Source organism: Rothia mucilaginosa (assembly GCF_001548235.1).
Taxonomy (GTDB): Bacteria; Actinomycetota; Actinomycetes; order Actinomycetales; family Micrococcaceae; genus Rothia; species Rothia mucilaginosa_B.
In genome coordinates this window covers 1,902,131-1,921,095 of sequence record NZ_AP014938.1, presented here as the reverse complement: position 1 = coordinate 1,921,095, position 18,965 = coordinate 1,902,131, and the positions used below count along the sequence as shown (strand labels likewise).

The 18,965-nt window shown below is 64.4% G+C and carries 12 protein-coding genes; 3 read left to right on the top strand and 9 right to left on the bottom strand.

The features are described from left to right. Positions 1–61: 61 nt before the first annotated feature. Entirely contained in the window at positions 62–3,376 is a 3,315-nt protein-coding gene (locus RM6536_RS07505; protein WP_060824912.1) for a chromosome segregation SMC family protein, read from the bottom strand. A 319-nt stretch (positions 3,377–3,695) separates the two neighbouring features. On the opposite strand from RM6536_RS07505, the gene RM6536_RS07500 reads away from it, so the two are divergent. From RM6536_RS07500 to RM6536_RS07490, 3 genes are all read left to right on the top strand, one after another. Next, the gene (locus RM6536_RS07500; RefSeq protein WP_060824648.1) at positions 3,696–4,751 is read left to right on the top strand and encodes a 3-oxoacyl-ACP synthase III; all 1,056 of its coding nucleotides are present in this window, start codon (positions 3,696–3,698) and stop codon (positions 4,749–4,751) included. Positions 4,752–4,864: 113 nt separating this feature from the next. Then, a complete protein-coding gene (locus RM6536_RS07495; RefSeq protein ID WP_060824647.1) occupies positions 4,865–7,885 on the top strand; it encodes an alpha/beta fold hydrolase in 3,021 nt (1,006 codons plus the stop codon). Positions 7,886–7,918: 33 nt separating this feature from the next. Beyond that, entirely contained in the window at positions 7,919–9,145 is a 1,227-nt protein-coding gene (locus tag RM6536_RS07490; protein ID WP_060824646.1) for an NAD-dependent epimerase/dehydratase family protein, read from the top strand. A gap of 202 nt (positions 9,146–9,347) precedes the next feature. On the opposite strand, the gene mutM is transcribed toward RM6536_RS07490, so the two are convergent. The 8 genes from mutM to RM6536_RS07450 all read right to left on the bottom strand — a co-directional run bounded on the left by mutM (position 9,348) and on the right by RM6536_RS07450 (position 18,743). Beyond that, positions 9,348–10,412 (bottom strand): bifunctional DNA-formamidopyrimidine glycosylase/DNA-(apurinic or apyrimidinic site) lyase, encoded by a 1,065-nt coding sequence (gene mutM, locus RM6536_RS07485; RefSeq protein WP_060824645.1) that lies wholly within the window; start codon positions 10,410–10,412, stop codon positions 9,348–9,350. 75 nt (positions 10,413–10,487) lie between these two features. Then, positions 10,488–11,177: a ribonuclease III gene (rnc, locus tag RM6536_RS07480; RefSeq protein WP_060824644.1), complete on the bottom strand. Its 690-nt coding sequence runs from the start codon at positions 11,175–11,177 to the stop codon at positions 10,488–10,490. Between the two features lie 16 nt (positions 11,178–11,193). After that, positions 11,194–11,397, bottom strand: a complete 204-nt coding sequence (gene rpmF, locus RM6536_RS07475) for a 50S ribosomal protein L32 (RefSeq protein ID WP_005505656.1) — start codon at positions 11,395–11,397, stop codon at positions 11,194–11,196. A 30-nt stretch (positions 11,398–11,427) separates the two neighbouring features. Next, on the bottom strand, positions 11,428–12,036 hold the full coding sequence (locus RM6536_RS07470; protein WP_012903341.1) for a YceD family protein: 609 nt from the start codon (positions 12,034–12,036) through the stop codon (positions 11,428–11,430). Between the two features lie 225 nt (positions 12,037–12,261). Continuing rightward, entirely contained in the window at positions 12,262–12,738 is a 477-nt protein-coding gene (gene coaD, locus RM6536_RS07465) for a pantetheine-phosphate adenylyltransferase (RefSeq protein WP_060824643.1), read from the bottom strand. A gap of 146 nt (positions 12,739–12,884) precedes the next feature. After that, on the bottom strand, positions 12,885–13,538 hold the full coding sequence (rsmD, locus tag RM6536_RS07460) for a 16S rRNA (guanine(966)-N(2))-methyltransferase RsmD (protein WP_060824642.1): 654 nt from the start codon (positions 13,536–13,538) through the stop codon (positions 12,885–12,887). Between the two features lie 109 nt (positions 13,539–13,647). Beyond that, positions 13,648–17,424, bottom strand: coding sequence for a helicase-related protein (locus RM6536_RS07455; RefSeq protein ID WP_081094667.1), 3,777 nt, complete (start codon positions 17,422–17,424; stop codon positions 13,648–13,650). Beyond that, a complete protein-coding gene (locus RM6536_RS07450) occupies positions 17,421–18,743 on the bottom strand; it encodes a Dak phosphatase (protein WP_060824641.1) in 1,323 nt (440 codons plus the stop codon). Before RM6536_RS07450 ends, RM6536_RS07455 begins: the two co-directional genes overlap by 4 nt. Positions 18,744–18,965 lie beyond the last annotated feature (222 nt).

The following is an 18,965-nucleotide window of genomic DNA, read 5'->3' as shown; positions in this document are numbered from 1 at the left end:
ATTTAGAGGATAGGCAAGCGAGGCTAGGCAGGAGCGCGCAGGTTGAGGGGCGCGCGGCGAGCTACAGCAGCTCGCGCAGCTCCTCCATCTGCTGAGAAAGCACCGTCGACACGCCACCGCGCATCGACACCCCGTACAGGGTCTCCGCAATCTGCATCGTGCGCTTCTGATGCGTAATCACAATCAGCTGCGAACGCTCCCCCAACTCACCAATCACCTGCAGCAGGCGCGACAGGTTGCGGTCATCCAGCGCCGCCTCAACCTCGTCCAGGGCGTAGAACGGCGAAGGGCGAGACATATAAATCGCAATCAACAGCGCCAGCGAAGCGAGCGAACGCTCACCGCCGGACAGCAGCGACAGGCGCTTAACCTTCTTACCCGCCGGGCGCGCGTGAATCTCCACACCCGAATTCAACGGATCGGACGGGTCGTCCAGCTCCAGGTGGCCCTCACCTCCCGGGAAGAGTGTCTCAAAGATACGGCGGTAGTGGGTGTTGATGTCCTCCAGCGCGGCGGTGAACACCTCCGCAATGTGGCTACTGACCTCGTCCATGACCGTGTTCAGGTCGCGGCGGGTCGCCTTCAAATCCTCAATCTGCTGGTTCAGGTAGGCGTGGCGTTCAGAAAGCGCCTCGTACTCCTCCAGCGCCAGCGGGTTAATGGCGCCGAGTGCCTCCAGTTCGGCGCGGGTTGCCTTGAGGCGAGCGCGGACGCTCTCGGTGGAGGCTTCGGTAGTCTCCGATGCCGCTTCGGTGGCGGGATTTTCGGAGGCTGCGTTTTCGGAGGGGTCGTTTCCGGCGGTCTCCTGAACGGGCACGTCAACCGGCAGCTGCTCGGAGTACTCCTCCTCCAGCTGCTCCAGGGTCAAACCGGTCACCAGGCGGGCACGCTCAGCCAGAGCCTGCACACGCTCCTGCACGCGCGCCGCCTCCGTCTGAGTGCGCGCCAACAGGGTCAGCGCCGCCGCGTGCGACGCCTGCAAATCCTGTACCTCATCATTGGTGTTGGTCAGGCCTTCCTGGGCGTTCTTCAGGGCGCCGCTCAGCTCGTGCAGTTGCTGCTCACGCTCGCTCACCTGCTCGGCAAGCACCTCGCCCAGACGCTGGGCACGGCGCTCAATCTTTGCAGCGGGAGCCTGCTCCCCCGTGCCCGCCAGGTAGGAATCCTCTCGGGTGCGCGCCGACTCGTAGGTGGTGCGCGCTTCGGCTACGGATTCCTCCGCGGCAGTGAGGCGCTCGTTCAGTCGGGCGCGCTCATTCTGAATGTTCTGCGCGGAGGCTTCCAGGGACTCCGCCTGGGCGCGGGCGCGGGCATGCTCGGCGCTCGCCACGCCCGCCGCCTTCGCTGCCTCGCGTTCTGCTTCGACCGCCGCCTCTGCCGCGGTCTGAGCCTGCTGAACGGTCTGCTCGGCTTCGTCCAGTTCGGCGCGGGTGCGGGTCACGACCTGGGAGGCGGCGCGGTATGAGGCGGCAAGTTCCAGGGGGCTGGCGCCCTCAGCCGGGTAGAGCAGGCTGTAGCGGGTGTGCTCGGTGCCTGCGGGGTCAAAAATATGCCACATAGTGCGCTGACCTGCGAGGTTATTCTCTGCGAGCAGGTGCAGGGCTTGCTCTGCGGAGGCGGCATCCGGCGCGAACAGCACGCCCGCCAGGCGCTCACCCAGCGCCGCAGTGACGCGCGCTAGGGCGTGATCGTCGATGCCGGCGAGCGCGGCGGCATCCTCGCTGAGCGGTTCAATCATCTCGGTGGCGGGGCGGATACCCAGCTCGCGCAGCTCGGCGGCGCAGGATTCGGGCAGGGTGGTTTCGGGCAGTTCTGTTGAAAGTTCCTTCGCGGCAGATTCGCTGCTTTCGTCCCCAATGTCACCGCGCAGCTGCGACACCTCGGCGCCCTCAACCGGCACGCTCAACGCCGCGGTTGCCAGTGAGGTCAGCGCCGCAGAAGCCGCGCGCGCATACTCGGGGTCAATCTGCACGGCATCCAGCACGCGCAGCAGGCTCGCGCCCTCGCTCGAAGAATCCATGAGCTCGCCGGTCTCGGGGTCGAACACCGCCTCAGCGGATTCAGCACCGAGCTCGGCGGGTGCTTCACCCAGGCTCTGGCCCAGCGCCTCACGCAGGGTTGCGGCACGCTCAGCCGCCGCCGCGTAGGCGCGGGTCGCCTCCACCGCAGCGGCGCGGGCGGCATCCAGCTGAGCCTGCGCGCGGGCACGAGACTGCGCCGCCTCACCCGAGGCGCGCTCAGTCTGCGCCACCTCGGACGCCGCCTTCTCAACGTTCTTCAGCGCCGCATCGTAGCGTTCCTCAAAGCTGGCGTAGCTTTCAACCGCGCGCTCTGCCTCTTCGCGGCGTTCCTCCAGCAGTTCCAGGGCGCGTTCGTATCCGGCACGGGCGGCGGCGGTCGCCTCGGTCAGCTCCACGCGGTAGGTGCGCACGCGCTCAGCGGCGATGGACTGCACGGTGCGCACGCGCGCGGCGGACTCGCGCAGAGTCGACACGGCCTTCTGGCAGGCGGTGACCTCGGCGTTCAGGCGGTTCTGCTCCTGCTGATGCTTCGCGGATGCGGCACGCGCCGCCTCCAGCTGTTCTTTCAGGGTTTCGGCGCGGCGGGCACCTTCCGCCTCGGAGGCGAGCGCCTGCGCCTGCTCAGCCTGCAGAACACCCAGCTGACGAGCCAGAAGTACTGCCTCCAGCTGGCGGATGCGCGCCTGCAGCTGGCGTGCGGTCGCGGCAGATTCCGCCTGCTCGCTCAGCGGCTGCAGCTGCGAATCCAGCTCGGCGACCAGGTCGCTCAGGCGGGTAACGTTCGTTGCCACAGATTCCAGCTTGCGGCTGGTCTTTTCCTGGCGGCGGCGGTACTTGACCACGCCTGCCGCCTGCTCAATCATGTCGCGGCGCTGCTGGGCGGTGGCGTGCAGGACCGCGTCCAGCTGGCCCTGGCCGACGAGCACGTGCATCTGCTGCCCCAGACCCGCCTCCGAGAGCAGGTCCTGAATATCGGCAAGGCGCGCCGGGGAACCGTTAATCTCGTACTCGCTGCCGCCGGAGCGGAACATGGTGCGCGAAATCTGCACCCGATCAGCGGGAATGCTGAGAGTGCCATCAGAATTATCGAAAATCAGGGTGACTTTGGCGCGGCCCAGGGGTGCACGCTGGGCGCCGTCGCCCGAACCAGCCTCGCCGGAGCCCGCGAAGATAACGTCCTTCATGCTGCCGCCGCGCAGGCTCTTAGCGCCCTGCTCGCCCATCACCCAGGCGAGCGCGTCCAGCACATTGGACTTGCCGGAGCCGTTGGGTCCGACCACCGCGTTAATGCCGGGGGTGAACTCAAAAGTGGTGGCGGAGGCGAAAGACTTGAACCCGCGCAGGGTCAGCGACATCAGGTGCACAAGGGGCCTTTCTGCAAAAGAATCTGGTGTGTGCCGGGCACGTTCTGTGGTGCGTGGCGGCATCCCTCTAGTGTACGCGGTGCGGTGGGCGGGCGGCGTTAGCGTGCGAGGGGCGAATGGGACTCAAAGTTCCTCATTGCACATCATCTTACGCGCGGGGTGAACGGGAGCGTTCATATTGGGTCTACGGATACGGGTTCGCCCGACCTGTGCGGTAGATTGGAATGAGCATCACAAATTCTGCGGGGCCGCTGTGCGTTTCCCCGCCGTCTTTGCATCCCACTGACTTCTATTTTCAAGGGCCACACCATTGTTGAATGCACCCGCCGAGAAGGTCGGCACGAACTCTGACATTCGCCACGCTAATGCAGCTCTACTGTCCATTACCCATGAGCTGCCTCCGGAGGTCGTCACGAGCGACTACTTCGATGAGCAGCTAGCCCAAACCTACAAGCGTCTGCGCATGCCCAAGGGCCTGCTGGAGCGTCTTGCCGGTATTAGTACTCGCCGCGGTTGGGCTGAGGGCCAGACTTTCGAGGACGGCGTGGTTGCCGCAGCTGAGAAGGCTATTGCGGAGGCGGGCATTGACCGTTCCCAGATTGGCCTGCTGATTAACGCTTCGGTGACTCGCGATAACTTTGAGCCCGCCGTTTCGGTGGGTGTGCACGACCGCCTGGAGTTGCCGCGTCACGCCCTGAACTTCGATATTACGAACGCCTGCCTGGGCTTTGTGAACGCGATGACTGTCGCCTCCACCATGATTGATGCGGGCGCTATCGACTACGCCCTGATTGTCGCTGGCGAGGACCCCTCCCCGTGGCACCGTACCGCGGTGCGCATCCTGAACAACCCCGATTCGACCCGCGAGGATGTGCTGGCGCAGTTCGCGACCCTGACCCTCGGTTCGGGTGCAGCGGCGGCTGTGATTGGTCGCGCTGACCGCCACCCGGAGGGTCACCGCATCGTCGGTTCGGTGTCCCGCGCGGGCACTGAGCACCGTAACCTGTGCATCGGTGGCGAGGCGGATCAGGGCATGAACACTGACGCCGAGGGCCTGCTCAAGTACGGCCTGGAGCTGGTGGCGCAGGCGTGGGAGCAGGCGCATCAGGACGGCTGGGAGTGGAACGATATGACCTCCTACGTGACCCATCAGATTTCTAACGCCCACACGAACGCCATTATTGAGGCGGTCGGTATTGAGCGTGAGCGCATCCCCTTGACTTTCCCGAAGTGGGGCAATGTGGCTGCGGCGGCTCTGCCGATGACTCTCGCCGAGTACGCGCCGACCTACACGGAGGGCGACCGTATTCTGTGCATGGGTGTGGGTTCTGGTCTGAACACTGCCCTGCTTGAGATTCAGTGGTAGCCCGTTAGCCGGCAGCTCCTAACCTTGCAGCCCATAGTCGCTGCCCTTAACCGGCAGTCCTTTAGCCATAGTGCGGTAGACATTCACCGATTCGATCCGGAAGGATTCCCAGTATGCGCCATTTGAATTTCCCTAAGGCTCAGCCTCCCTACAATCCGGAGGAATGGGCGGGCGTGAACCCGCGCTACTCCCACCTTCTGGAGGTGCCCACCACCGCCCCCATTGAGCTGCGGGCGCAGCAGGCTGGCGCGCGCCGCTGGCACTACCTGGATAACCTTCCGGTGCTGGTCGAGCAGGGTTTGGAGCCGATTGGCACGATCCTGTGCGTGCACGGTAACCCGACCTGGTCGTACCTGTGGCGTACCGTGCTGGATGCGGGCGTGAATGAGCGCGCCCCGTGGCGTGTGGTTGCGGTTGATCAGATTGACATGGGTTATTCGGAGCGCACCCACCTGGATTTGGAGGGTGAGCGCCGCTCCCTGACCGACCGTATCGCTGACCTGGGTGATTTCACGAAGGCGCTGGGTCTGGATGAGACTGACAAGCCGGTCGTGACCCTCGCCCATGACTGGGGTGGGCTGGTGTCCTTTGGTTGGGCGCTGGAGCATCGTGAGATTCTTTCGGGCGTGATGCTGACGAACACCGCGGTCTACCATGACGGCATTGAGAATATCCCTGCCGCCCTGCGTCTGGCGTTGGGTGTGCACGAGTGGGGTACTCACGATTCGACCGCGTTTATTGATGTGACCTTGGGTTTGGCTCAGAATGAGGGCCGCCTGCCCGCGCCGGGTTCTGCCGGTGCCGGGGCGCTTGATGGTGCCCTGCCGCAGCCGGTGGGTCCGCAGCCTAAGCGCCTGTACCCGAGCCAGCTGAATGAGGCGATTTACCGTACGTACCGTGCGCCGTACGCTCATTCGGCGTGGCGTGAGGGTGTGCGTAATTTTGTGGGTGATATTCCGACCGGTGCCGATATTCCTTCCTATACGCCGATGCAGCGTATTGCCGAGCAGATCCGTGACCTGGATGTGCCCGCGTTTTTCCAGTGGGGCACGAAGGACCCGGTGTTCCAGCGCCGCTACCTGTTTGACCTAATGGAGCGCATGCCGCAGGCGAAGGTGCACCGCTACGAGAAGGCCTCGCACTTGGTCATTGAGGATTACGATATTGCTACCCCCATGATGTCGTGGCTTGCGCAGACCTTTGGCACGCTGGAGGATGGCGTGCTGGTTCCGGCGCGTAATGCGGAGGCGGAGCATCGTGCCGCCCGCGCGCGCCGCCACGGCCTGACAACCGGCGAGAGCACCGCCGCTGAGGGTATTACGACTGGGGGCGCTGAGGGTACTGTTCCCGCGGCGTTCCGCCCCATGCTCGCTGCCCTGACTGAACGCGCCAACGACGCATCCACCGCCGTGGTGGATATGGACCCCAAGGGCGACGGCACCTCCGTGTCCGTGACCCTGACCTGGGCGGAGCTGAACCAGCAGGTCAACGCCGCCGCAACCCGCCTGCACGCCCTGGGTGTGCGTCCGGGCGACCGTGTGAACCTGATGGTGCCTCCGGGTGCCCGCCTGACCACCCTGATTTACGCCTGCATGAAGCTGGGCGCTGTCATTGTGGTGGCTGATACCGGTCTGGGTATTCCGGGTCTGACTCGCGCGTTGAAGGGCGCTAACCCGAGCTTCCTGGTGGGTATTCCCGCCGCGCTCAGTGCCGCCCGTACCCTGCTGTGGCCGGGTGTGCGTATTTCTGTTGAGCCGCTGGGTTCGGTGCAGGAGAAGCTGCTGGGTGTTGCCGGTTCAGTGTTTACCGCGCCCGCCGCTGACGGCACTCCGGGTGCGCCGGTGCCCACCCCGACCGTGGTGGAGTTCCCCTCCCCCGTGCCGGATGCTGATGCGGCGGTGCTGTACACCTCCGGTTCGACCGGCCCGGCTAAGGGTGTGGTGTACACGCAGCGTCAGCTGGCGGGTATGCGTGATGCCATTGCGAATACGTACGGTTTTGCGCCCGGTAGCGGTCTGGTGGCTGGCTTCGCGCCGTTTGCGCTGTTGGGTCCGGCGCTGGGTGCTACCAGCGTGACCCCGACGATGGATGTGACCCGCCCGAAGACCCTGACGGCTTCGGCATTGGCCTCGGCTGCGGCGGCTATTGACGCGACGGTCGTGTTTGCGTCCCCCGCCGCCCTGGTGAATGTGGTGGCGACCGCCGATGAGCTGAACGCTGAGCAGCGTGCGGCGTTGGCTAAGGTTCAGACCGTGCTGAGTGCTGGCGCGCCGATTCCCGTGCCGCTGCTGGAGGCGCTCTCCGCCCTGGTGCCGAACGCCTCCCTGCACACCCCGTACGGCATGACCGAGGGTCTGCCGGTGACCGATGTGTCTTTCGAGATGATTCGCCAGGCGATCGCTGAGGGCACCCCGAATGCTGCCGGTGAGGTGCTTGACCCGTTCGCCCGTGACGGCGTGTGCGTTGGTTTCGCGGTGTACGGTGCGGCGGTGGCTATTGCGCCGCTGCTGCAGGACGGTTCGGTGGCGGATGAGCTGACCCACGAGCCGGGTGTAACCGGTGAGATTCTGGTGTCGGCACCGCACGTGAAGGACCGCTACGACACCCTGTGGGTGACTGAGGAGCAGTCCATTAGCACCCCGGGTTGGCATCATACCGGTGATGTCGGACACCTGGACGCTTCGGGTCGCCTGTGGGTTGAGGGTCGCCTCGCGCACGTGTTGCTGACTTCGCAGGGTGTGCTGACCCCGGTTGCGGCGGAGCAGTCCGCCGAGTCCCTGCCCGAGGTGCGCCGCGCCGCCCTGGTCGCGGTGGGCCCTGCAGGTACCGCCGCCCCGGTACTGGTCATTGAGGCGTCCGCGAATACTGCCGCTTTGGAGGCGCGCCAGTCGGCATCGGGTCTTAAGCGTGCCCTGCTCGATCGCGTGCCCGGCGCCAACCGCTTCCCCATTGCGGAGGGTGTGGCGCCCTTCGAGCTCTCGCAACTGGTGCGTCAGAAGGTTGCCGAGGATACCGGCGTGGAGCTTGCCGCGGTGCTGGTAGTGCACGAGCATCCGACCGATATTCGCCACAATTCGAAGATTGACCGCCCCGCCCTGGGTGAGTGGGCGTCAAAGGTCCTCGCGGGGGCGTAAGCGCCTGCCGGATCCCTAAGTTTAAGGAGTATGATGTCCCCTCATTCTTCGCGTGAGTCCTCGTCCCACGAGTCTGTACCCCGCTTGTCGACCTCGCATGCGGTGACTTCCCCGACGGCTCGGTTCCGCAAGCCCGCGCAGCCGCTGGCGGCACGCTACACCGACCCCGCCCCGCGTTCGCTGCGCCCGGTTGAGGAGCCTGATTTTGCGCCGCGTATTGGCGAGCGCATCCTCTTTACCGGTGCGAGCGGCCTGCTGGGTCGTGAGAGCGTGCTGGCGTTGCTGCGTGCTGGCTACGATGTGCGCGTTTTTCAGCGTGGCGATTCGGGTATTGCGGCTCTGCTGCCCGATTCGGTGCGCCCGCGTTTTGAGCAGGTGCGCGGCGATATTACGAACGCGCAGGCTGTGGATCTGGCGATGACCGGTGTGAACGGCGTGGTGCATGCTGCGGCGAAGGTTTCGGTCAGCGGCGAGTGGGCTGATTATGAGCGCATCAACATTGAGGGTACCCGCACCCTGCTACAGGCGGCGCTGAACCATTCGGTGGGTTCGTTCCTGTACATTTCTTCGCCGTCGGTGGCTCATGCCGGTGCGGCAATTGTGGGTGATGGTGCCGGCGTGGCGTCCCCGGAGCACGCACGCGGTAACTATGCGCGTTCGAAGGCTGCCGCTGAGCTCCTTGCCCTGGAGGCGAACGGCACTCCCCTGCCCGGTGGCGGGGTTTTGCGCGTGGGTGCGTTGCGTCCTCACATCATGTGGGGTCCGGGCGATACCCAGCTGGTCGAGCGTATTCTGGAGCGTTCCGCCGCGGGCCGCCTGCCGCTGCTCTCCGGCGGTACGGGCCTGATTGATACGCTCTACATTGATAACGCCGCAGATGCGCTGGTGCGCGGCTATCAGCGCCTCGACGCTTTTGCGGGTCAGGCTCTGGTGGTGACGAACGGTCAGCCGCGCACTATCGCCGAGCTGCTCGGTGGTTTCTGTGAGGCGGTGGGCGTTCCCGCCCCGCGTTTCTCGGTTCCAGCGAAGGTTGCGGCTCTGGCGGGTAAGGTCATTGAGCGCGTGTGGGAGCGTCTGCCGAAGAACGTGACCGCCGGTGATGAGCCGCCGATGACGGAGTTCCTCGCCGAGCAGCTGTCGACCGCGCACTGGTTTGATCAGCGCCGCACCCGCGAGCTTCTACAATGGGAGCCCGCCGTGTCGATTGAGGAAGGCTACGAGCGCCTGGGCTTGTTCTACGGCGACAAATACAGCCGCTAAGCGCTTCTTTTCGGGGCGGCTCCCCCACCCATGGTTTCAACGAATAAAGTTTAAACAAATGCGGTTTAAACGAATGACGGCGTAGCTACATCCCCCTCCTGGGAGGAACGTAGCTACGCCGTCACGTGCATATCTAGCGTGAGTTTGTGCCTATCGTAAGCTCTTACCTATCGAGAGCCCTTAACTGATCGAGCACCTTGACCTATCGAGCACGTGGGGCCCGCTGGCAGTGCGGGCAACGGTAGGACGAGCGGTTCTGGAACGGTTCGCGCACGATCAGGGAGGTGCGGCCCGCCTCCGCGCAACGGTGGCAAGGCTCCCCAGCACGACCGTAGGCGTTCAGCGAGCGCTCAAAGTAGCCCGACTCGCCCAGCACGTTCACGTACAGGGCATCGAAGCTCGTGCCGCCCGCCGCCAGAGACTCACGCAGCACCTGGGTGACCGCCTCCAGCAGTTCGCGGGTCTGGGCGGCGCTGAGGGTGCGGGCGGGCTTCGCGTAGTGCAACCGCGCACGCCACAGCGCCTCGTCGGCATAGATATTGCCCACCCCGGAGATGACCGACTGATCCAGCAGCACCTTCTTAATGCCGCTGGAGGTGCGCAGGAACTTACGACGCACCGCCACGGGGTCAAAGAACTCGTCCAGCGGGTCGCGGGCAATGTGCTTAACCGCCTCGGGCACAAGAAAACGCTCAGGTACTTCGCTCTGTCCCAATTCACCCGGCGCTACTTCATTCGCTGCAACCGCCGAGGGTACGTCCGGCACCAGCGGGCTGAGGAACATGCCACCGAAGATACGCTGATCCACGAAGAGCAACCGTTGCCCGGTGCTTGCCCGGTTGGTGCTCGCCGCGCTACCGGTAGCTCCAGCCGGTCCTAGCTCGAGCGCCACGCGCAGGTGCCGCGGCTGCTCATCAAACGCCGCACGAGCCCCCAACTCATTACCCGAGTCGCCGCCCGAGTTGCTGTCCGATTCGCAGCCCAGCTCATCGCGCACGAGCAGCTGACCGCTCATGCCCAGATGCACCACGAGCGCCTCGTCGGCAAGCGTGCCGCCCGCCTCGCTCAGGGTCAGCCACAGGTACTTGCCGCGGCGGTAGGCACCGCGCAGCGCCCTGCCGGTGAGTGCCGCCTCAAAGTGGGCGGGACCGGGCAGGTGCCTGCGCAGCGAACGGGCATCGACCACGCGCACCGCCCGCACGGGCCGACCCAAGGAATGGTCGGCTAGACCTGCGCGGACGGTTTCTACCTCGGGCAGTTCGGGCATGAATTACCACCTCAACGGGATTGCAGGATCAAGAGCCCCGCAGAGTTAGCAGACCTGCAGGATGATTGAAGGAGCCTAAACCAGAACGCGGTACGCCTGCTCAGCGGCAAGGCGCTCCGCCTCCTTCTTGCTCGGGCCCACACCGGTACCGGCCTGCTGGTTCGCCACAATAGCGACCGCAGTGTACACGCGCGCGTGGTCGGGGCCCTCGCCGGTGACCTCATAGCGCACGTCTCCCCAACCGCGGGCGGTGGCGAGGTTCAGCAGCTCGGTCTTCCAGTCGCGTCCAGAGTTCAGGACCTTCTCATCATCGAGCAGCGGCGCAATCAGGCGCAGCACCAGGTCACGAGCCGCCTCGCGACCGCACTCCAGGTAAGTCAGGCCGAAAATCGCCTCCATGGTGTCGGCAAGAATCGAGTCCTTATCGGCGCCGCCGGTGTGAATCTCTCCCTTACCGAGCAGGATGTACCGGCCCAGATCCAGGTCGCGTGCTACCTTCGCCAACGCCACCGTAGACACCACCACGTGGTGCAGCTTCACGAGCTCACCCTCGGGCAGGTCGGGGTAGCGTCGGTACACTTCTTCAGCAATTGCCAGGGAAAGCACCGAATCGCCCAGGAACTCCAGGCGCTCGTTATGCTCCACCCCGGGGTTCTCGAAGGCGTAGGAACGGTGCGTTAGGGATAGCAAAAACGTCTCGGCGTCGATATCGACCCCGAGACGTTTACGCAACTCCCTAGTATCAACACTAGGAAATTCAAACATAAGGATTCACCGCTTCTTAGGCGTCTGCAACCTTACGGCCCTTGTACTCCAGGAACAGGGCGTTGCCTGCAGCGTCGGTTACAACCTTTGCCTGGTGGGGCAGGCTGTAGGTCACGCGACCGTTTTCAACGGTCTTAACCAGCTGGGGCACGGATGCCTTCCACTGGGAACGGCGTGCGCGGGTGTTAGCGCGGGACATCTTGCGCTTGGGAACAGCCACAGCTATCTCACAATCTCTAGTAACAACAATTTAGTTTTCGGTATCTGCGCCGAGCAGGCCCTGTAGGGCCGACCAGCGCGGATCCAACACCTCGTGATGATGCCCGGGGTCATCCTCCAGGCGCGCACCGCAATCGGCGCACAGACCCTGGCAGGTGTCCCTGCAAACAGGCTGGAACGGCAGTTGAAGGATTACTGCGTCCCGCAGAGCCGGTTCAAGGTCGATGGAATCATCCTCAACGGCGTACTGCTCATCTACTTCGTCTTCGGGGCCGCCAGCCGGGGCCTTCTCAAAGACGAAAAGCTCTTGAATATTGGCCGACATCTCGTAATCAATCGGATCCAAGCAGAGGCTACACTCGCCGTGTACATCCACAACGACGGAGCCGGTAACTAGGATACCATCAACAACAGACTCCATACGAATATCGAGGTCAATATCCGAACCCTCTTCCACGCCGATGAGCGTGTTACCCAGGTCTGCCGGTGCGGGCAGGACCTCAGTGAGAGTTTCCATGGTGCCGGGGCGGTGAATCAGGTTAGTAACCGATACCACCAGCGGCGATGCGTCTGCACGTGAAATGGCGTTTCTCCTTACGAAATGTATAAACCAAAGTCCCATTTTAGGGGTCATTCGCACCGTTAATCAAGATTAAGCGCCGTTTAAATCTCTTTAAGTGGCGCTCACCTCTTAAATATCCCCTTAAGGAGGCGCCGCGCGGCACTTAATCGGTCGGTCGGTCGGGGCTACTACTGGGGGACTTAAGTGCCCGGTCGGCGGTGCGAGTTATTCTGCCGGGGCAATACCGGTGGTCATGTCGGGCGTGTCGGATGGGCGCGCCCGCCGGTTTTGCCGGGCTCTCTACTAGGCGTTTTTCAGGGCGCGGGCGACCGCCTCCGGCACGAAGGGAGTCACGTCACCACCCAGCGACGCCACCTCACGAATAATCGTGGACGACACCGCACCGTAGCGGTCCTCACCCGCCAAGAACACCGTCTCAACCTGTGCCAGGTGGCGGTTCATGCTCGCCATCGGAGCCTCATAGCTGTAGTCCGTCGCCGAACGCAGACCCTTCACCAGCACCTTCGCGCCACGCTCCGCCGCATACTCGGCAAGCAGCACGCCCGGCGGAATCGGCTCCACGCTCACACCCTCAATGCCGAGCTCCTGCAGAGACTCACGCACCAGCTGCACACGCTCCTCCAGGGAGAAACGGTACTTCTTGGAGCTATTGTGCGCCACGCCCACGATCACCTCGTCAAAGAGCTGAGCGGCGCGGGCAATGATTTCCAGGTGGCCGTGGTGCACGGGGTCAAAAGATCCGGGGCAGAGGGCAATCATGGCGGTCCCTTCACGAATAAATATCAGACGTTGGAATGAGTAGATGCGGGCGGATTAGAGGGGTCGAGCTCGCGGGTGATACGCGAGCGCAGGCTGAGGCGGAAAGATCGGGCGGTGAGATGCGGCGGCAATCTTAGGCAGCGATTTTAGGCGGCGAGCTCTTCAGCGTCCTCGCCAGATTCGTTGTCGAACTCGTCGCCCGTCTGCTCCTCCACCTCGTCAGGCTCCACATAGTAGAGAACCGTCTCGCCGTGCTGACGGGTCGAAAAACAGTACAGGCCCTCGCCCCACACCGGCTCCGGGTCGCGCGAAGAACGCTCCACCACGACCACGGCACCCTCGGTGAGCTTGGGGGTCAGCGCCTGCAGCAGCTCGCTGACCTGCTCGTTCGGCATGGCGTAGGGCGGGTCAACAAACACCAGATCCCACGGCCCGGAGGCGGACTTCACGTAGGTCAGCGCCTGAGACTGCTGCACGCGCGCCGCAGAACCGGTAGCACCAGAAGAACCGGTGCGGCCCATCGCCTTCTCCACCGCGGCAACGTTCTTGCGAATCACCGCAACAGCCTTCGGGTACGTATCCAGCAGAGTCACGGAGGCGGCACCGCGTGAGAGTGCCTCGCAGCCCAGCGCACCCGAGCCACCAAAGGCGTCCAGCACGCGGGCGCCACGAATAATGTCGTAGCTCTCCAGCTTGGAGAAGAGGGATTCCTTCACCCGGTCGGTGGTGGGGCGAGTATTATCCCCCGGAACCGAGGCAAGGCGAACGCCTCCGGCAGCACCGGAAATAATACGGCTCATAGGTCTCTCCTCTTAACTAGTGCGGTGTGTTGACGTCAGGGTTTCAGCGAGTGGTGGGCAAGGCTGGTTGATGGGCGGAGCGGGCAGAGCGTTCTGCCCCGTTGGGCGCTTATCCCCTGCCGAGGAACGCCTCACGGTCAGCGTCCAGAGCGCGGTCAATCGTACGCGCCAACGACGGGTGCTTAGCCAGCGTCGGGTCCTTCTCCACCACCGAGCGGGCATCCTCGCGGGCACGCTCAATAATGTCGGCATCGGCGAGCGCCCGCAAGAACCGCAGGGTACTCTTCGAGCCCGATTGTGCAGCACCCAGAATATCACCCTCACGGCGCTGCGCCAGGTCGATGCGGGAAAGCTCAAAGCCGTCCGTGGTGGAGGCGACCGCATCCAGACGCTCTCGGGACACGCCGCCCTCCTCCTGGCGGGTAACCAGCAGGCAGGTGCCCGCATAGCCGCCGCGGCCCACACGACCGCGCAGCTGGTGCAGGCCAGAGATGCCGAAACGGTCGGCGTCCATGATGATCATGAGCGTGGCGTTCGGGACGTTCACGCCCACCTCAATGACGGTGGTGCTGATGAGCAGGTCAATCTCTCCGCGCTCGAAAGCGGTCATGACGGCGGTCTTCTCCGCCGGGTCCATGCGGCCATGCAGGGTACCGATACGCACGCCGACGAGGGCGTCCTCAGTGCTCAGGTAGGAGTACATGGAGGCGACCGAGGTCAGCTGAACCTTGCCGTCGCTACTCGCGCTACCGCCCTGACCGAAATAGCCCTGGGCTGAGTTGCCCGCGCCAGTTCCAGCACCGTTCAGGCTGGATGCGCCAAAGAACGCGGCGCCTTCCTCCAGGCTGTCGCCATCCTCCCCGATTTTAGGTACAACAACATACACCTGGTGGCCCGCGTCGATTTCTTCGCGGGCGCGCCTCCACAGCCGGGACGCCCAGGCGGGCTTCTCGGCGAGGGGCACCACGTGCGTTGAAATTTTCTGGCGGCCCGCGGGCAGGGTGTCGAGCACGGATACGTCCAGGTCACCGAACACGGTCATGGCGACGGTACGAGGAATAGGCGTTGCGGTCATGACCAGGCGGTGCGGCAGGGCGCCGCCGGTGCCGCGCAGGCTGTCGCGCTGCTCCACGCCGAAGCGGTGCTGCTCGTCCACGACGACCAGACCCAAATCGTGGAAGCTCACCTCGTCGGAAAGCAGGGCGTGGGTGCCAATCACAATCTGGGCGGTGCCGTCGGCGAGTTCCTGCAGTACCTTGCGCTTGGCGCGGGTGCCCATGGAGGCGGTCAGCAGGCGCGCGCGCACACGGCCGGATTCTTCCCCGCCGTCAATCGAGCCGTCAGCATCAGCAGGACCGTCAGCGTCAGAGCCTTCGGGCGCCGCCATATCCCCCAGAATGTCCAGCACCGAACGCAAATGCTGCTCGGCAAGCACCTCGGTCGGGGCGAGCATCGCGGACTGGCCGCCCGCATCGGCAACCTGCAGCATGGCGCGCAGAGCCACCACGGTCTTACCGGAACCCACATCACCTTGCAGCAGGCGGTTCATGGGCGATTCGCTCGACAAATCCGCGGCAATCTCAGCGCCCACCTTCTGCTGCCCCTCAGTCAGCTCGTAGGGCAGAACCTCAAGCAGCTGATCGGCGAGTCCACCCTCCACGGCGGGGCGCGGCTGGGTCAGGTGCGCGGCACGCACTGAATGCAGGCGGGCGAGCGCGCTCTGCAGCACGAACGCCTCGCGGTAACGCATCTGCGCCTGCGCGGCACGCCAAGTGTCCTCCGAGTCGGGGGTGTGCAGGGCGCGGTACGTCCACTCCAGGGACGGCACCTTGCGGGCGCGACGAATCGTGTAGGGTACCGGGTCTTCAAATTCTTTGAGCGGCACCTTTTCGAGTAGCTGCGCCATGTAGCCGCTAATGCGGTCGGTGGGCAGCTTCACGGGGGCGCGGTAGACGGGCACGGGGGCGGTGGCGGTGACGTCCGCGCCGGAGGCGTCCTTCGAGAGCAGGGCGTAGTGCGGGTTGGTGAGCGTGTACTCGCCGCGGTAGATGCCGACCCTGCCGGAGAACATCATGGTTTCACCCTCGCGGATTTCCCGGGCGGCGGTCCAAGCGTTGAAGAAGGAAAGCTTCATCTGCGAGCCAATGAGCACGCCCGCGCCGGGGTTCGTCATACTGGGCGCGGGCACGCCAAAGAGGCCTCCCTGCGCGAAACTATCCTGCGCAAAACTGTCCTGCGCGAACGAATCTTGGCCGTAGCTATCTGCGTAGCCGCTGTAGGAGGCGGGTTGCGCTCCCCTGCCCTGTGCCGGGTTCTGGGCAGCTGGGTTCTGCGTGGAGTTAGCGAGCGCATTAATGCGCGGGTTGTGCATCCCGGTTGCCTGCCAGTTCTGCGCGGGGGCGCCAGATACGCCGGGGCGGTTAGCGCGCCCGGGCACCACGGATACAGGGCCACCAGCGTTGAGGCCAGCGGCGCCAAAACCGGCAGCTCCAAAACCTGCGGGTGCGTCCTGCCCGGTGGCATCGGAGAGCCGGTCGGTGATGATCACTTCCGTGATTTTGCCGCGGCGCGCCGCCATGGTTCGGGTGCTCACGTGCACCACGCGGGCGATGATGGTGACGTCCTGGCCCTCAACGAGTTCGGCGAAGGAGCTGAGCTCACCTCGCGGCAGGTACTTGCGCGGGAAGTAATCGAGCATCTCCCCAACGGTGTGCAGGTCAAGGTGCGTGGAGATTGCCTTGGCACTGGGCGCGGGAAGGTACTTTTTGAGCGGCGCATTTTCGATGCGGTCTTCGGAGGCGTAGCGCGCCAGGGCGCGGCTCTTAGCCTCCGCGGCAGCTGATGCGGGCTTCGCAGCCGCAACCTTCTCAGTAGCTGCCTTCTTCGCGGAAGCTTTCTGTACAGGTTCCTTCTGTGCGGGAGCCTTCTTCGCCGGGGCTTTCGGCGCGGGCATTGCCTTCTTGGCGACGCTTTTCGGCGCGTCGGTTTTCGGTGCGGGGGTTTTCGGCGTAGCGGCCTTGGAATCAGCGACATTCGTCACCGAGGCTTTGGAAGCGGGAGCTTTCTTTGCGGGAGTCTTCTTCGCTACGACCTTTGTGGAGGCCGGTTTTTTGGGCGCAGGCTTATCAGCTTCTACTTCGGGCGTGCTCTTCTTCGGAGCAGGCTTCTGCTCGGCCTCTTCGCTCGCTTTCGTGACCTTCTGCGGGCGCGCCGAAGTAGCCCGCGCGGCAGTTTCGCTCTCCTGCGGGCTCGGCTTGTTCTGAGCTAGTTCCTTCTGAACTGTTTTTTTCTGAGCTGGCTTCTTCTGAGTCGGATTCTTCCGCGCGGGTGCTTTCCGAGCCGGTTCCTTCGGCTGATGTGCTTCCGACTGTTGTGCTTCCGGCTGAGTTGCCTGCCGCGCCGCCAACGCAATATCGACCAGCTCGTAGATAGCGTCGTCGGTCATGGTGTGCGCGGCGGGACCCAGCGAATGCTTAAGCGTCTTGAGCGCCTTACGGTAGGGTGCGCTAGCGCGCTGTGCCGCGCGTTCGCTCAGCTCGGCGCGGCTCACCTCGCCTCGGGCGTAGGCGGCAAGATCACGCACGGTCAGCTCGGCGGTGGTGCGGAGCTGCTCATCGCTCAGTAGCGGCGCATCTTTTGTCCCCTGCTGAGCTCGGGTCGCAGAAGCAGTACGGGTAGGCTCGACAACCGTTGGATCTACGGGCTCACCCTGCACTGCCTCAACCTTCGCAGGCTTGGTCTGTGAAGCCTTGCTCTTCGTAGCCTCAGCCATTGCACTTTTAGCCGACGCAGCTTTGACCGGCGCACTCTTGTTAGGCGCAGGCTCGGGAAGCCCCAAGTCCAGGGCTTCCTGCTGCGGGTTTACGGAACGTCGGGTGGGGCTCATGCGCCGCCCTCCGCACCGCACGCGTGGTCGGCGTGGTGACCGTCCGCCAGGGAGGAAATACGCTCATCCGACCACTGACCGTAGCCCATAATCAGCTCGCGGGCGGGGTCAATTTCGGGCACGTGCACGTGCAGCGCCCAGAGTCCAGCCGCCATGTCCAGGGGCGTAATGAGCAGACTGTCACCCATGGCTTCAAGTTCGGGGCGCAACTGCGCCAGGGCGAGGGGCTCACAGGTCAGCGTGCCCATGAGCTCCCAGCCGCTCTGCCCCGCATGTTCTGCGTGCTCACCTTCTACATGCTCGGCGGGTTCAGAGCCAGCCCGCGCCGTATCCACAGCTGAGGGCGCGCGCAGCATGGACTCCACCTGCGCCTCGCTCAGGGTTGCTCCCTCCCAGCGCGGGTTGGAGTGCACCACGGCAAGGTAGAAGCCGAGCGCGCCGGCATCCACGAAACCGGCAAGCTCGGGTGAGGGCGGGAACTGCGCGGTACGTTCCAGGGCGGCACGCATCAGCGCACGTCGACGCTCTTTCAGCGCCCCATCAGCGGCTTCTGCGTCCTGCGATGCATCGTAGTGTGCGTCCAGGCGGGCAAGCTCCACCATGACCGACAGCATCGTGGAGGGCACCATCTGCTCCCCCACGCTGGCGCGAATACGCTCAGCCGCGAACGCCATCGCGCGCGCCTCCGCGTGGGCGTACTCCAGCTTCACTTCGCGATGCTTCGGCAGGGATCCGCGAGCAATAACGCGCTCGTAGTCTGTCTCCAGGGCGCGCACGAGCGGCAGCTCATCGGCTGCGTCGCCGAGCTCCCGAGCGAGGTTTCCGGTCAGGAACCAGTAGCTGCGCACTGCCTCCAGCGCCCAGGCGCAGAGCAGGGTACCGGAGTTGCCGCGCGCCACGCGGGATGCGCGCATAATCGCGTGCTCGTAGATGCCGCCCAGCTGAATCCACAGGTGGGCGAGGGTTTCCTCTTCGGAGGCGCCCGCCGCCTCAGGCGCGTACGTGCCCTCCCCACCAGGATTTTCGTCAGCGGGAAGAACCTCGCTGGGCAAAATCTCGCCGGGCAAAGCATCACCGGGCAGAACCTGCTCCATGCCCCGCTCGAACTCTTCGGTCAGGGTCAGCAGGGTGTGGGCGATATTGGAGCCGGTGTCCTTATCGGGCACGGGGAACCCGTTGAGTTCGTTGAGCGCCTCACGGTAGCGTTCGATGGTGGTGCGGGCGGCGGTGGACCACGCTACGCCGAAGCGGTAGGCGCGCACGCAGGCGCGGCGGTAGATCTCGCGCTCTTCGGTGCGCTGGTTCTGTTCTGCGTTCACGCTACCCTCCTTATCAGCTTTGCGTGGTTCTCGGCTAGTTCCTGACTGATTTCCCGGTCATTTCCCGACCGATTTCTCAGCGCCCATGGTACGGGCAGAATCCAGCCTATTTCGTACTTCTATTCTAAGCAATTTCGGTTAAATGTACGGTATTGCCCGCCGCCCATCCCGCGGGATGAAAGCACAGACGGAACACAAACCGCCCGCACCTCGCGGCGCCCG